The sequence below is a fragment of the Exiguobacterium sp. S22-S28 genome (genome assembly GCF_043359615.1).
In the GTDB taxonomy this organism is placed as follows: Bacteria; Bacillota; Bacilli; order Exiguobacteriales; family Exiguobacteriaceae; genus Exiguobacterium_A.
In genome coordinates this window covers 1-14,125 of record NZ_JBHFFC010000006.1, presented here as the reverse complement: position 1 = coordinate 14,125, position 14,125 = coordinate 1, and the positions used below count along the sequence as shown (strand labels likewise).

General features: G+C 50.3%; 14 protein-coding genes. 7 read left to right on the top strand and 7 right to left on the bottom strand.

The genetic code is table 11. The features are described from left to right. Positions 1-124: 124 nt before the first annotated feature. On the bottom strand, positions 125-1,651 hold the full coding sequence (locus ACHA8N_RS01875; RefSeq protein ID WP_393964548.1) for a methyl-accepting chemotaxis protein: 1,527 nt from the start codon (positions 1,649-1,651) through the stop codon (positions 125-127). Positions 1,652-1,855: 204 nt separating this feature from the next. Between ACHA8N_RS01875 and ypfJ the strand changes: the two genes are divergently transcribed. Next, positions 1,856-2,701 carry a KPN_02809 family neutral zinc metallopeptidase gene (gene ypfJ, locus ACHA8N_RS01870; RefSeq protein WP_393964547.1) on the top strand — a complete coding sequence of 282 codons (846 nt, stop codon included), beginning with the start codon at positions 1,856-1,858 and terminating at the stop codon, positions 2,699-2,701. 48 nt (positions 2,702-2,749) lie between these two features. Here ypfJ and ACHA8N_RS01865 read toward each other — a convergent pair whose 3' ends face one another. Continuing rightward, on the bottom strand, positions 2,750-3,139 hold the full coding sequence (locus tag ACHA8N_RS01865; protein WP_393964546.1) for a nuclear transport factor 2 family protein: 390 nt from the start codon (positions 3,137-3,139) through the stop codon (positions 2,750-2,752). A gap of 14 nt (positions 3,140-3,153) precedes the next feature. After that, the gene (locus ACHA8N_RS01860) at positions 3,154-3,636 is read right to left on the bottom strand and encodes an RrF2 family transcriptional regulator (protein ID WP_393964545.1); all 483 of its coding nucleotides are present in this window, start codon (positions 3,634-3,636) and stop codon (positions 3,154-3,156) included. A gap of 211 nt (positions 3,637-3,847) precedes the next feature. Between ACHA8N_RS01860 and cydD the strand changes: the two genes are divergently transcribed. The 3 genes from cydD (at position 3,848) to ACHA8N_RS01845 (ending at position 8,078) form a co-directional block, all read left to right on the top strand. Next, positions 3,848-5,578: a thiol reductant ABC exporter subunit CydD gene (gene cydD, locus ACHA8N_RS01855; RefSeq protein WP_393964544.1), complete on the top strand. Its 1,731-nt coding sequence runs from the start codon at positions 3,848-3,850 to the stop codon at positions 5,576-5,578. Continuing rightward, on the top strand, positions 5,575-7,293 hold the full coding sequence (gene cydC / locus ACHA8N_RS01850) for a thiol reductant ABC exporter subunit CydC (protein ID WP_393964543.1): 1,719 nt from the start codon (positions 5,575-5,577) through the stop codon (positions 7,291-7,293). The genes cydD and cydC overlap by 4 nt, the downstream gene beginning before the upstream one ends. Positions 7,294-7,427: 134 nt before the next feature. Next, positions 7,428-8,078 carry a cyclase gene (locus tag ACHA8N_RS01845; RefSeq protein ID WP_393964542.1) on the top strand — a complete coding sequence of 217 codons (651 nt, stop codon included), beginning with the start codon at positions 7,428-7,430 and terminating at the stop codon, positions 8,076-8,078. A 45-nt stretch (positions 8,079-8,123) separates the two neighbouring features. On the opposite strand, the gene kynB is transcribed toward ACHA8N_RS01845, so the two are convergent. Genes kynB through kynU form a run of 4 tightly spaced genes read right to left on the bottom strand, consistent with a single transcriptional unit; the run spans position 8,124 to position 12,290 of the window. Next, positions 8,124-8,747 (bottom strand): arylformamidase, encoded by a 624-nt coding sequence (gene kynB, locus ACHA8N_RS01840; protein WP_393964541.1) that lies wholly within the window; start codon positions 8,745-8,747, stop codon positions 8,124-8,126. A 13-nt stretch (positions 8,748-8,760) separates the two neighbouring features. Beyond that, positions 8,761-9,600: a tryptophan 2,3-dioxygenase gene (gene kynA, locus ACHA8N_RS01835; protein ID WP_393964540.1), complete on the bottom strand. Its 840-nt coding sequence runs from the start codon at positions 9,598-9,600 to the stop codon at positions 8,761-8,763. A 20-nt stretch (positions 9,601-9,620) separates the two neighbouring features. Beyond that, positions 9,621-11,003 (bottom strand): amino acid permease, encoded by a 1,383-nt coding sequence (locus ACHA8N_RS01830; protein ID WP_026834236.1) that lies wholly within the window; start codon positions 11,001-11,003, stop codon positions 9,621-9,623. A 9-nt stretch (positions 11,004-11,012) separates the two neighbouring features. Next, positions 11,013-12,290, bottom strand: a complete 1,278-nt coding sequence (gene kynU / locus ACHA8N_RS01825; protein WP_393964539.1) for a kynureninase — start codon at positions 12,288-12,290, stop codon at positions 11,013-11,015. A gap of 111 nt (positions 12,291-12,401) precedes the next feature. Between kynU and ACHA8N_RS01820 the strand changes: the two genes are divergently transcribed. Genes ACHA8N_RS01820 through ACHA8N_RS01810 form a run of 3 tightly spaced genes read left to right on the top strand, consistent with a single transcriptional unit; the run spans position 12,402 to position 14,102 of the window. Continuing rightward, the gene (locus ACHA8N_RS01820) at positions 12,402-13,025 is read left to right on the top strand and encodes a TetR/AcrR family transcriptional regulator (protein ID WP_393964538.1); all 624 of its coding nucleotides are present in this window, start codon (positions 12,402-12,404) and stop codon (positions 13,023-13,025) included. Positions 13,026-13,070: 45 nt separating this feature from the next. After that, positions 13,071-13,523 (top strand): DUF4385 domain-containing protein, encoded by a 453-nt coding sequence (locus tag ACHA8N_RS01815; RefSeq protein ID WP_147511544.1) that lies wholly within the window; start codon positions 13,071-13,073, stop codon positions 13,521-13,523. Positions 13,524-13,568: 45 nt separating this feature from the next. After that, entirely contained in the window at positions 13,569-14,102 is a 534-nt protein-coding gene (locus ACHA8N_RS01810; protein WP_393964537.1) for a DM13 domain-containing protein, read from the top strand. Positions 14,103-14,125: the final 23 nt, after the last annotated feature.

Genomic DNA, 14,125 nt, shown 5'->3' with positions numbered 1-14,125 from the left:
AAAAAAAGGTCAATTCTTTTACTATTCGGGATGTACTGGGGTGATTCCTAGAACAGCTTCACTTAATTTTAACAAAAATGACAACAGACTCCTCCGTCTGAAGGAGGAGCCTGCATGGTTTACATTACCGTTCGATGTGATTGGTCAATTCATCAACCAATTGTTCCAAAGAACTTGTCATCTGACCGAGTGACTGGGTCATCGTTTCAAATTCGTGTTGGACGGTCGTTTGTTGTTCGAGTGAGACGGCGGTCGACTCAATGCCGTGGCGGACTTCAAGCGAGGCGGTTCGGGTCGTCTCCATCCGCTGTTCGATATCAAGCATCTGGACCCCGACCCCTTGACGGGCTGTTTGAATCGAGCTGATGCTTTGTTCGACCTCCTGGACCAGTTGCGTGATGTCAGCAAACGTCTGCCGGACACGTTTGGTCATCTGCTGGTTTTCCGACAGTGTCGTCGTATAACTGGCTGCCGTTTCCTTGATTTGATCGGTATCGGCAATCAATGCCTGTAAAACTTCCGTCACTTCATTGGCATAGCTGCGGGACTGGACCGCGAGGTGACCAACTTCCGTCGCAACGACGGCAAAGCCACGCCCGGCGTCACCGGCACGTGCGGCTTCGATGGCGGCATTTAACGCCAGCAAGTTGGTCTGGCCGGCAATCGCCTCCAGACTAGCGAGGATTTTTTGGATTTTATCGGATCGGCTGGCCATTGCTGTAACAGAAGTATGCAGACCGTTCGTCGATTCGACCATCGCTTCCACCCGACGGTCCATCAGATGCATTTCTGCATTTCCGGTCAAAGCGGTTTTCGTCATATTTTCCGTCGTCGTGGCCGTCCGCGCCATTTTCGCCTGAATCGTTGCGATGGCCGCATTGACCTGATGCAATTGATCTGTTCCTTGTTGCATCGATTGGTGTTGACCGTCGGCAGAGTGGACAATCGGTGCAATCGCAGTCGCAATTTGATTGGTCGCTTCGACCGATTGGACAGCAGCCTGTTGTAAATGCTTCGTATTGGTCTTCAAACTGCCGACCAGAGATTCAATCTGCTGACTGACATTCGTAATCAATTTCGTCGCATCTTCTTCACGGCGTGACGCCGCTTGGCGTTCCTTATTCTGAACAGCGATTTGAATGATGAGCGCAGCACTCGTCAAAATCAGGAAGACAGCATGAATCATCAGAATGCTGAATGGATAACCGGTCGTCCCGCAAATCAACGCCGGTGCAAAAAAGAAGCCGGCAAAATGTTGAACGGCAAACAGAACGGTACTGACAAGAATCAAATCAATCCGACGGAAGTAGGCAATCAAGGCCAACACCATGAAAATCGAGAAATGGTATTCGACGAGTCCGTTTCCGCCAGCGATAATCGACATACTGGAAAAAGTTAACGTCACCGTCAACAGAAGCGGTACGTTTTTACTGCGCGGGCGCATTCGGTACAGGACTGCAGCAGCAAGCAAACAGAACACCGGCAACAACGCAATCCAAGTCAGAGCGATTGGTGAGGCGGCACTGACGTTTCCACGAATGATTTGATAGCCGTCAGCAAAAATGGTGAATCGGTGTAAACCATGAACGATGAGTGACAAGATGACAACAAACGAACTAATCCCAAGCATAAGCTGATTCCGGTGTTTCATAAAATAAAATTCCTCCAATTTTTAGATGCAGCTGAAATAAAGCACGAATGCACACGCTGAATGTATCTCACTATCGGTTGGCCATTTCAGATTGTTTAGCTTCAAGATATTTAAAACAACATTAATTTTTAAAATAGGAAATCATGGCTAAACCGACACAATATGGGGTATAGAAATGCATTGAGATTTGTAGGAGGAACGCGCATGAAATGGAAGGGCAGAGAAAGAAGTTCGAACGTCGAAGATCGGCGGGGAATGGGCGGCAAAGGAGTCGCCGGGATTGGTGGCGGACTCGGAATCATCATTTTAATCGTCGTTACTTTGATGGGCGGGAATCCAGCGGACATCCTCGGGGGGCTGTCAGATTCGCAAGGTGACAGCCAAGGCGAGTACCAGGAAACTGCCAAAGAAAAAGAAGCGGCTGATTTTGTATCCGTTGTGTTAGCGGATACGGAAAAAGTGTGGACCAAAGAATTTAAACAGGACGGTATGACCTATAAAGAACCAACCCTCGTCTTATATACCGATCAAGTCAGTTCAGCATGTGGGGAAGCTGGGAAGTCAGTCGGACCTTTTTATTGTCCGGGCGATCAGAAATTATACATTGATTTAAGTTTTTATGACGAGTTGCAAACGAAATACGGCGCACCGGGTGATTTTGCAATGGCGTATGTTATCGCTCATGAAGTCGGTCACCATGTCCAGACGTTGCTCGGAACATCGGACGAAATCATGCCGCTCCGTCAAAAGATGAGCGAAGAAAAATTTAACAAGTATCTCGTTCGGTTTGAACTGCAGGCGGATTATTATGCGGGCGTCTGGGCGCATCACGCGCAAGGACAAAACTTGCTGGAAGAAGGGGATCTCGACGAAGCACTCGGTGCCGCGAATGCCGTCGGCGATGATACCTTACAGAAAAAAGGACAAGGCTATGTCGTGCCGGAAAGCTTTACGCACGGGACGTCTGCGCAGCGGGAACGTTGGTTCCAAAAAGGATTTGACAACGGAACGATTGAAGGCGGCGATACCTTCAAAGCGAAGAACTTATAAGCATGAGCAACAGGCACCACTTCATAACGAAGTGATGCCTGTTTTAGATTAATCGTTGTATTGGTTGAACATCGTAGTATCGTCCGGGACATTGGCGAGGTAGACAATTTTTCCGTCTGCATCCAGTCGGGCGATATCTGTTCCGTCTTGCGTGAAGACCGATCCGTCCGCACGCTTACCACAAACGGCCCATCGTGTTTCAAGCGTATCGCCTGTTTCGGAAGGCAGCCATCCTGCATACATGTGCTTAATATCCTGGTTGGTGGTAAAGACCATCCGGACAAACTGTTTCCAGGCGTCAATCCCGTGTTGTTCCTGTCCGTTGAGGACAAAGGTAATATCATCTGAGAAAAGGGAAATCAAGTCCGTAAAGGCTTGTTCGTCGGTCCGGGAAGCGTCAAATAAATCAAAATAGCGGTCAAGTGTCGTAGTAGTCATCGGTCATTCTCCTTTTAATTACGAATCATTTTTTCTTCGATTAAAGCCTGCAGTTTTGTTAGATGATCGGGCGGACAATTTAAATAAATTTCACGGCGGATCGAATCGATCGTTTCACGTTTGAGCGTCGATTGCCACGACTGTTCGGCTTCTGTCATCAAGTCGGACAATAAGCAGATGTTTTGGTTTTGGATGCCCATCAAATCTTCAAAGACTCCGCTTGACGCATACAAAGATTGTTTGCCTTCAATCGCTTCATAGACATCAAAAACACGAATTTGTTCCGGTGAAGCTTTCAGACGGAACCCGCCTTTGGCTCCGGGAACGGATATCAGCAGATCCGCATGAACGAGCTTCCGGAGCAGTTTTTGAAAATAGGTCGGGGAAGCACCGAGTTGTTGGCTGATGAATTCGCCCGGCAGGACCCCTTTATCCGGTAAAAACGTCAATAACAGCATGGCGTAGATCGATTGCTCAACACCGGTTTTCATTTGCATAAGATATTCTCCTTTTTGTATATCGTGGATAACTATTGTCCACGATACAATCAGATCAATGAATTGTCCAGTAAAATGTCTCTCACAAAACCGTCACACCTTTTCAACAGCATACCCGTGGCATCAACAGAATGGATTCGGTATACTGAATGTACGATATGTGAAAATATTCACTAAAAGTCGTTCACACTTTGTGAAAGGGCGTTTGATTATGAATCCACTTAAAGGAATCATCACGATTCCGCGTTCAATTTTAATACAACTGATGCTGGCAGCCGTCTTAATGGGTGTTGCCGTCATCGGTCAATCCTATTTGATCGTCATCATCGTCGATCGGATTTTTCTGCAAGAAGATCCGTTCGCGGCAGTTATTCCGTTGCTTGGTGTCCTGTTGTTGATGCTTGTCCTGCGCGTCGGCGTCACGTATTGGAACGGACGTCTCGGGACGAATCTTGCGGCACGGGTCAAACAAGACTTACGCCAGGCACTTGTTGCGAAATATACGAAAAACTCCGTTGAATCGATGCTTGAAGGACAATCCGGAAAAAAGGTCAGTGTCCTGCTGGATTCGGTCGATGAGATGGACAGTTATTACAGTCAGTACATGCCGAAAGTCATCCAGACGTCAATCGTCCCGCTGATGGTGCTGATCGCAGCCTTCAGCTATGACTGGGTCACGGGACTCGTCATGATGATTACAGCCCCGTTCATTCCGTTGTTTTACATCGTCATCGGAATCATGACCCAAAATCGGGCCGATACGCAGCTGGAGAAGATGAATGCCTTCTCCGGAACATTTCTGGATACGCTACAGGGACTGACGACGTTGAAGTTATTTGGTCGGGCGAAGGCCCAACAGGACGTCATCGAACGGAGTAGCCTCGACTTTCGGGATGCGACGTTGACGGTGCTGAAACTTGCCTTCTTGTCATCATTGATGCTCGAATTCATCTCGATGCTCAGTATGGGAATGATTGCGCTTGAAGTCAGCTTACGCTTGATTCTGTTCCAAAGCATCACCTTTGTCCCGGCCTTTTTGATGTTGGTATTGGCACCGGAATACTATCTGGCGTTAAAGGAAATGGGCGCAGCGTTCCATACGGGACGGGGCAGTGTCGCGGCCGCGAAACAGATTGCGGCGGAACTGACGGAAGATGACCGGAGCGTCGTTTTCGGACAGACGGAACTACCGGCAGCCCGTCCACCACGGATCGAATTAAAGGACGTCGCTTTTTCATACCGCGATGCCCGGTTTGCGATGACCGAACTGAATCTTGCGATCGAACCGTATCAGAAGGTCGCGTTGATTGGTCGCAGCGGAGCCGGCAAATCAACGGTCCTTCAGTTATTGGCGGGTCTCGCCGATCCGCAGGACGGACAACTGTTACTTGACGGTCAACCCCGTCAGATGATTACCGAAGCAAGCTGGTTCCGCCAACTGAGCTATATCTCCCAGCATCCGTATTTGTATGCCGGGACACTTGCGGAGAATATTGCGATTGGTGAATTACGCGAGGCATCCCGTTCAGCGATTGAACAGGCCGCATCTGACGCCGGTCTGACAGAACTGATCGGACAGTTGCCGAACGGACTCGATACAGTGATCGGGGAAGGCGGACGCGGATTATCCGGCGGAGAAAAGCAGCGCGTCGCCTTGGCGCGTGCGTTCTTAAAACGACCAAACATCATCTTGTTTGATGAACCGACGACCGGTCTTGATGTCAAGACGGAACGGTTGCTGCAAGAAGCAATCACGGTTTTAGGACGTGAAGCGACCGTCATCACGGTCGCCCACCGGTTGCATACGATTGAACAATCGGATCAAATCGTCATTCTGGAAGCAGGACGGATTGTCGACCGGGGGACACATGAAGAGTTGATGGGACGTAAATCGGAGTATGCGATGATGCGTGCCGTTCAACGGGGGGAGGAGACACGATGAAAGAGTTGATGGGAATTTTTCGCTTGATGTTGCACCAAAAACGAGACATCGTCTTCTCGATTTTCTTCGGTGTTCTGGCTGGAGTCACAGCGGTCGGTTTGTTTGCGGCAAGTGGATTTTTAATCTCGAAAGCAGCACTGTTGCCACCGATCCAGACACTGGCTGTCTTGATTGCCTTACAGAAGCTGTCGAGCTTGACGCGGGCGGCGAGTCGTTATGCCGAACGCTATTATTCGCACCGGGCGACGTTTACGATTCTCAGTGATTTACGAACGACGTTTTATAAACGGCTTGAACCGCTCGCACCAGGCATCTTTGCCAAGTACCGGAGCGGTGACTTGCTCGCACGAATCGTCGGCGACGTCGAAAGTCTGCAAAATACGTTTCTACGTGTTGTTTATCCACCGATCATCTTAGTGCTTGTTTTTCTTTGTACGATCTTTTTCGTCAGCTTCTTTTCGCTCAGTGTTGCGCTTGTCCTCGTGATCGGTCTTCTGTTGACGGGATTCATCATTCCCGGCTGGTTTGCCTACCGGGAACAACGCTTTGCGCGGTCCGTTCGGGCACGGCGCGGGGAACTGTCGACGGAAGTGACAGAATTGTTCCAAGGTTATCGTGACTTAAAAATCTATCAGCAACTCGGAAACAAGGAAGCAGAACTGAATGCTGTCGCAGCGCGGTACGTCGCGGAAGAAAAACGTAACGGGCTGCACGCCGTCTCGAATCTTGCATGGAACACACTCGCCACCTTGATCATTTCCTGGATTGTCCTTGGTCTCGGTGCTTATCTGGTCGCCGACGGTCAGCTCGAAGGTGTTTTCCTGGCCTTACTCGTCATGACCTCGTTGACGGTGTTTGAAAATGCAGCCCCAATGGCGATTTTGCCGGGCTTCTTTGAAGACAGCCGCCACGCGGCGCGACGGCTCGATGATGTGGTCGAAGCGACGGTTGAACCGAACTATCGTCCGTTTGAGCTGACACGGGCACCGGAACTCCGGGCCGAACAGGTCACGTTTGCCTTTCCCGATCAGGAACGTCCGGTCTTACGAGACGTCAGCGTGACGTTTCCTGCCGGCAGCAAAACAGCAGTCGTCGGAGCGAGCGGCTCCGGGAAATCGACCTTACTGCAACTGTTGTTGCGCATGTATCCGGCAGACGGAATTCGGATTGAGGGAACGCCCGGTCAAGAGATTGATCCGGAAGCGGTATGGCGACAGTCGAATGTCGTCTTGCAACAAAACCATTTCTTTTATGGAACGATCCGCGACAATTTGAAGCTGGCCAGTAGCGAGGCAACGGATGATCAGATGATCGAAGCACTGGATCAAGTTGGTCTTTCGTTGCTCGCTCTTGACGACCGGGTGCTCGAAAAAGGGGAAAACCTGTCCGGTGGTGAAAAGCAACGGCTGGCGATTGCCCGGATTTTCTTGCGGCAAGCTTCGCTCTACTTGCTCGACGAACCGACCTCATCGGTCGATGCCTTGACGGAACAGACCATCTTACAGCATTTGTTCGCACGTGCGGCGGATGCAACGCTGTTGTTGGTCAGTCACCGTCTCGCAGGACTTGAGGAGATGGACCAAATCGTTGTCATGGAGCAAGGTCAAGTCGTCGAAGTTGGCAAGTATGCCGATTTGATGGCACGACAAGGTGCTTTTTATGCCTTAAAACAAGTTGAACAGTCAGTCTTTACACCGGATCAACTGGTCCGCTGAACCAAAAGCCACATCCTTCGCTGACAGAGCGTGGGATGTGGCTTTTTTTGATCAAGAAAGCTATAAACAGAATTCAAATGGACGGTTGATAGTGAAGATGGTAAAGTAAGGAAAAAATTAAAGGGGGAGCATCAATGGAAATTCGTCGCTGTCAGACACAATTGGGGGATCAAGCGATAGCCTATAATCATTATTATTCCGATTCGAACGAGGTCTGTTTTATGTTGTCCGGCGCAGGCTATGCTTATGACCATCCGTACTTTTACTTCAGTCGGATGATGTTACTAAAGCGGGGAGTCAACGTGATCGAGGTTCAGTATGTCTCGGACGACTTGTTCAGTATGTCGGACGAGCAGGGGAATGCGGAGATGAGTCGGCGGATTGAAGCGGTCATCGATGAGGTGTTACGGTCACGTACGTATAAAACGATTCACTTCATTGCCAAATCGCTTGGAACAGTACCTCTGGTTTCCTTGATCCGGCGCGGACTTTTTCCGGATGCGACAATCGTTTTGCTGACACCCTTGTTAAAAGATCAGGCAATCGTCGAAGCGATTGCGAACAGCCGACAGTCCGGATTACTGGTCATCGGGGATCAGGATCATCAGTACAGTCCGGAAGCATTTGAACGTTGTCGCAGCTCGAACCTCGTACTAGAAAAAATAAAGGGGGCCAATCATTCTCTTGATCTCGATTTTGAGGTCGGTCCGTCCCTTCAAGTACTCGGACAGATCATGCAACGGACGGAAGAAGTTTTATTCCCCGTATCGGTTAAGGAAAACTGAAAAAACCGACAGAAAACTCTTGGAAGAGAGTTCTGTCGGTTTTTTTTAATACGGTCGCATCAACGCACGGACAGGACTGCCGTCACCGTCGACAATCGGAAGCGGAACGGCGTTTAGATGATAGTCACCCGGCGTGATCGCATCGAGCACGAGTCCCTCCAGGATGTGGACACCGTGTGCTGCGAGGGCATGGTGGGCACTCATCTCTTTACTGTCAATCGCGTCAACAGACGGCAAATCAAGTCCGATCAATTCGATGCCGAGTGCTCCGAGACGTTCGGCAAGATTCGGTGTCAGGACCGGAATTGTTTCCGGGAAAATCGACTTGTCGACCCAGCCATCCGTTTTGATGATCAGTCGGCGGACATCGGTTAAATCAAACGCATCGAGGTCACTTGCGATAATTTCTGTTCGACCGGGCAGATAGATGACACGGGCATGGCCGATATAGAGGTCCGGATCAAGATCGATGACTTTTTGACCGGCATCGTCAAAGTGAAACGGTGCGTCGATGTGGGTGCCGGTATGCAGACTCATCGTGACTTGACCGACGTTGACGGAACCGGTGTCGGCTTTACTCCAATTGATTGTGTAGTTGAACTTCGTATCGCCCGGCCATGTCGTAATCGACGAGTTTAACGGTTGTGAGACATCGATCCAACGGTTCATTTCACATTCCTCCTCAAAGTTTTGTCCGGACTGACCAAAGTTCCGGGAAGAACCGGTGGTCGAGCACCCGGCGCAGGTAACTGACACCGGATGAACGGCCCGTGCCCGGTTTTTGACCGATGATTCGTTCGACGGTGCTCATGTGGTTAAAGCGCCACATTTGTTGCTGGCTGCCGATATCGAGTAACTTTTCACCGAGTTCATATAAATCCCAGTACTGTTCGACGTCTTGATAGACGATGGCCCAGGCCGCTTCCACACTCGCGTCGGCTTCCCAGTCTTGCGTGACATCCCGGTTGAGGATCGCCTCATCAATCGGCAAGCCGCGTCGCTTCATCGCCCGCACGGTTTCATCATAGATGCTCGGTGTCTTCAAGTTTGCCGTTAATTGAGCGAACAGCGCCGTTTCGTGCTCATAGACCCGAAGCATCTGTGCATTCTTAAATCCGAGGGCAAACTCGATTTGCCGGTTTTGGTACGACTGGAATCCAGACGAATGTCCAAGCGAATCACGGAACTCCAGATACTCAGCCGGTGTCAGTGTCGACAGGACACTCCATGATTGAATCAGTTGTTGTTGAATTTTCGAGATTCGGGCGAGCATCTTAAACGACCGCTCGAGCTGATCGTCGGCAATCGCTTTAGTGGCAGCCGTCATCTCATGCAAAATCAACTTCATCCACAGCTCGCTTGTCTGATGGATGACGATGAACAGCATCTCATCATGGTGGTCCGATAAGCGTTGCTGGCTCGTCAAGAGTGAGTCGAGCTGTAAATAATCCCCGTAAGACATGTCTTTTTTGAAGTCGGTTTGAATCGTTTCTTCGATTTGCGTCGCATCCGTCTGTTTCATTCCAATCGATCCCCTTTACATCAAAGTGATTGTGAACGGTCTGTCTGATCCGCTTGCGGCGGATTGTTGCGTTTCCAAAATACATAGGCAATCGTCAAGAACAGTAACCATGGAACTCCGAACTTCAAGACGATTTGGAAATCTGTGAACCAGGTCGTGATGACGAGGGCAAACAGCAGGATGGCCCCGAGTGCCGTCAAATACGGATAGCCCATCATGCGGACCGGCAGTTTCCGTCCACCATCCCGTTCCCAGGCTTTCCGGAAATAGAGGTGGGAGATGAAAATCATGAACCAGGTGAAGATGGCCCCGAACATTGAAATTCCCATCATGAACGGATAAGACACGCTCGACTGGCTGCTGATGACAGCGGCGAGGAAAATCCCCAGTGTCGAGACGGCAAGTGCAAACAAAGGAACACCTTTCGTATTCAAGCGGCTGAAAATCCGCGGTGCGTACGTTGCTTTTGACAACGAGTACATCATGCGTGTCGACGCATACAACTGACTGTTCATCGCGGACAAGGCAGCCGTCAGGATGATGAAGTTCATGATGCCGGCAGCTCCGGGAATCGATAACATCTCCATCACTTTGACGAACGGGCTTTGATCAACGCCGCCCGCCTGTTGCCACGGCACGATCATCAGCATCAAGGCAATCGTGATGACATAAAACGTCGATAAGCGGAAGACGGTGGCCTTCAGTGCTTTTGGCACCGCGACGTCCGGATCTTTCGCTTCGCCGGCCGTGACGGCAATCAGTTCCGTCCCGAGAAAACTAAACAACGAGATGAAGACGGCAATCCAGAGACCGGAAAAACCAAACGGCAGGAATCCGCCGTCATTCGTGAAGTTTTGTGGCCCGATGTCCGGTGAGTTGCTGCCGAAGACCAGATAGGCACCGAGAATCATGAACATTAAAATCGCACTGATCTTAATGACGGAGAACCAGTATTCAAACGTCGCAAACGTATTGACGGTCGTGGCGTTGATATAAATCAAGGCTACTGCAAAGACTAAAATCCAGACATACCCGGGGACGTCCGGGAACCAATATTTCATATAGATGGCGATCGCACTGACTTCAACGCCGATCGCCAGGACGTTTGCCACCCAGTAGGAGTAGCGGACCAAAAATCCGGCGTATGGACTGATGTATTGTTCAGCAATCGTTCCGAATGAGCCGGAGGTCGGGTGGGCGACGGTCATTTCTGCGAGGCAACCCATCAACAGCAGGACGATGAAGGCGCCAATCGCATAACTGACGAGGACGCTTGGTCCGGCGAGACTGATGGCGAGACCGCTTCCGAGAAAAAGTCCCGTTCCAATCGCACAACCCATCGCAATCATCGTCAGTTGGCGTGTTTTTAAGTCACGCCGTAGTTCAGTAGGGTGTTCTTTCATAATTCCTCCTTACGCGACGACTTCGCGTTCGTTCTTGAACTGTTCATATTGTTTTTCGTCCATGATCGTTTTCAAAATTGAGACGACCTCATAGACATCTTCAAACTTATTATACAAGGCAACAGGGGCCAGGCGGACAATATTCGGTGCCCGGAAATCAGGAATGACGTGATGCGCCTTCAATGCTTTACAGATTCGTGCCGCTTCCGGATGTTCGAGACTCAGGTGAGCACCACGTCGTTTGTCATCACGCGGGTTCCCGATCACAAAACCGTACGGCGTCAATTCCTGATCGACGAGCGTCATCATGTAGTCCGTCAGTGCGAGTGACTTTGTCCGGACCGCGTCGATCCCGACTTCTGCAAACAGCTCGAGTGCACCGATTTGTGGGGCAAGGCTCAAGACGTGCGGCGTTCCGATCTGGAAGGCACCGGCGTTTTCGGCGGGAGTCATCGTATGATCCATATCAAACTGTTTATCTTTACGGGAGCCGAACCAGCCGGTCAGACCCGGCAACGTGCCGAAATGGCGTTCATGGACAAACAGTCCGCCGACCGTTCCCGGACCGCCGTTTAAATGTTTGTAGTTGCACCAGTAGGCAAAGTCGACGCCCCAGTCATGAAAGGCATGCGGAATCGCACCGACGGAATGACAGCCGTCAAAGCCGATCAAGATACCGCGGGCATGGGCTTCCCGTGTCAGACGTTCCATATCTAAAATCTGACCACTCCGGTACAGGACGGTCGGTAAGACAATCAACGCAATCTCTTCCGTCATCGCGGCAATGATATCCGCTTCATCGAGAAACCGTCCGTCACGACTCTCGACTTGGACGAGATGTTCTGCCGGATCGAGTCCGCGCAACCGTAGCTGGCTTTGGAGCGCATAAATATCAGACGGGAATGTTAAGCTGTCGGCTAAAATCTTTGTCCGTTGTCCGGATGGGGCAAAAAACGTTGCCACAAGTTGATGCAGATTGACCGTCGTCGAACCGGTCACCATTACTTCATCCGCACTTCCGCCAACGAGTGGTGCGTTTAAGGCGGCCAGTTTTTCCGACAGTTCAAACCACGGATGGCGTCCTTTCATCCAACCGTCAATCCCAAGTTCCCGCCAATCGGCGAGTGATTCCAGCAACGTCGCTTCCGCACGTTTTGACAACAATCCAAGTGAATTGCCGTCCATGTAAATCGAGCCTTCCTGCAGATAAAATTCGTTCCGGTAAGGGGCCAGTCGATCCTGTTCGTCTCGTTCGATTGCTTCCTCACGCTTAGCGGTCAATGCCATGTCCGTTCCTCCTTAAAATGAATCAGTAATCAATTTTGACAAAAGCGTAGCAAACAAATTGACATTGTGTCAATATTATCGGATAGAGAAGCAGGAGAGGTGGGGAAAATCATGAACTCAGACGACATGAAAATCGATAAACGGCATCTTCGGACGATCCGGACGCGGGAAAAACTGTTGGTGGCAGCCCGGGAAGTTTTTCTCGAAAACGACTTTCAAACGACGACGATTTCACAAATCATTAAGCGGGCCGGAGTGGGGTATGGAACGGCCTACGTTCACTTTGAAGGGAAGGATGAACTGCTGATCGTTTTGATCGAAACCGTGATGGATCAGTTCCATCAGGTCGCAGAACAGCCGTTTGAGCCCCGAACCGCCGAGGAAGCACGGGAGAAAATCGAACAGCAGGCGACGGCTTTCTTACAGCTTGCCGAACAAGAACGCGAGCTACTCCGGATCGTCGAACAGGCAATCGGCGTATCGTATGCCATCCGGACCAAATGGAAACAAATCCGCGAACGCTTTATTGAACGGATCAGTCGGGACATCCGTTATGCGCAAGCCACAGGACTCGCCCGTTCGGACCTCAATCCGACACTCGTTGCCCGCGGATGGTTTTTTGCGAACGAAATGTATCTGTTTGAAGTCATCCGGGAAGAGACGACAGCGACGATTGACGAGATTGCGAAAACCTTGACGGCTGTTTATACGACCGGACTGTATCCACACGATTAAAGCCGGCCGTTCCCGGGAATCCCTTAAGGAAAGGGAGCGATGCGCATGGCATTTGATTACGATTTGGATTTTGAGACGACGGATTTTCGGAAAGAACCGGAAAAGTATCGGGTCGGACGGGGGGAGCAGGGTGTCCTGCTCGTTGAACCCTATAAAGGAGAAATTTTGCCGCACTGGCGATTTAAGACGCCGGAGATTGCGAAGGAATCTTCTGAAAAAATCTATCAGATGTATCTCGATTATAAAGCAGCCGGAGACTTCGTCGGAATGGACATGGCGCGGAAGTTCATTCAGATGGGACATACACGGGCACGCCGGTACACGAATTACAAAGGCGGACGCAAATATAAAAACAAAGCGACCGGTGAATTAAACGAGCGGGAAATCGATCCCGAAAAAGCGAAGTCAGCTGAGATTTTTCAAGAAAAGTGGGATTTGATTCGGGCGGATGAAGAATATTTAGCGTTAAAAAAAGCCCATCAAAAACAATACGGATAAACGAACGGTCAGGGGTTCTTCAGGTGAAGGAATGGAGTGAAGACGGTGCGAAACGGATCAAAAATCATATTGGCAATCGTGGTTGTCTGTGTATTGGCGTTGAGTTGGTGGCTCGTGTCGCCATTGTTCTTGAATCAAGCCGTGGACGAAGAGTTGCCGCCGAGTTCTTCGACGGTAAAACAGGAAGAGGAGACACCAGCATCCGAGGCGGACAAGTCGGAACCTACAACACCGGCTCCCGAAGAAGCACCGGCTGACTTCTCCGGAACGTTCGTGGACGGTGAAAAAAATTATCAAACGTCCGGAAACGTTAAAACAGTACCGGCAGACGATGCGTTATATCTGCGATTTGAAGATTTTCAAACGACGAACGGACCGGACTTGTTTGTTTACTTGGTCGAGCCAGGTAAGGAGACAGCAGACGGGATCCGACTCGGGGCGCTAAAAGGGAATCAAGGAGACCAAAACTACGTCCTGCCGAAAGACGTGGATTTGAAGAAATACAGTCGTGTCGTCATCTGGTGTCGCGCCTTTGATGCCGATTTTGGCACGGGGGATTTAAAAGCAACAGGTAAATAAAAAAGCAACTTGCTTCCGTATGT

Coding starts and splice junctions, on each gene's coding strand:
- kynA (WP_393964540.1), bottom strand. CDS start 9,600: ATGAAACAGACGGATGCGACGCAAATCGAAGAAACGATTCAAACCGAC.
- cydC (WP_393964543.1), top strand. CDS start 5,575: ATGAAAGAGTTGATGGGAATTTTTCGCTTGATGTTGCACCAAAAACGA.
- cydD (WP_393964544.1), top strand. CDS start 3,848: ATGAATCCACTTAAAGGAATCATCACGATTCCGCGTTCAATTTTAATA.
- ACHA8N_RS01830 (WP_026834236.1), bottom strand. CDS start 11,003: ATGAAAGAACACCCTACTGAACTACGGCGTGACTTAAAAACACGCCAA.
- kynB (WP_393964541.1), bottom strand. CDS start 8,747: ATGAACCGTTGGATCGATGTCTCACAACCGTTAAACTCGTCGATTACG.
- ypfJ (WP_393964547.1), top strand. CDS start 1,856: ATGAAATGGAAGGGCAGAGAAAGAAGTTCGAACGTCGAAGATCGGCGG.
- ACHA8N_RS01815 (WP_147511544.1), top strand. CDS start 13,071: ATGGCATTTGATTACGATTTGGATTTTGAGACGACGGATTTTCGGAAA.
- ACHA8N_RS01860 (WP_393964545.1), bottom strand. CDS start 3,636: ATGCAAATGAAAACCGGTGTTGAGCAATCGATCTACGCCATGCTGTTA.
- kynU (WP_393964539.1), bottom strand. CDS start 12,290: ATGGCATTGACCGCTAAGCGTGAGGAAGCAATCGAACGAGACGAACAG.
- ACHA8N_RS01875 (WP_393964548.1), bottom strand. CDS start 1,651: ATGAAACACCGGAATCAGCTTATGCTTGGGATTAGTTCGTTTGTTGTC.
- ACHA8N_RS01845 (WP_393964542.1), top strand. CDS start 7,428: ATGGAAATTCGTCGCTGTCAGACACAATTGGGGGATCAAGCGATAGCC.
- ACHA8N_RS01820 (WP_393964538.1), top strand. CDS start 12,402: ATGAACTCAGACGACATGAAAATCGATAAACGGCATCTTCGGACGATC.
- ACHA8N_RS01865 (WP_393964546.1), bottom strand. CDS start 3,139: ATGACTACTACGACACTTGACCGCTATTTTGATTTATTTGACGCTTCC.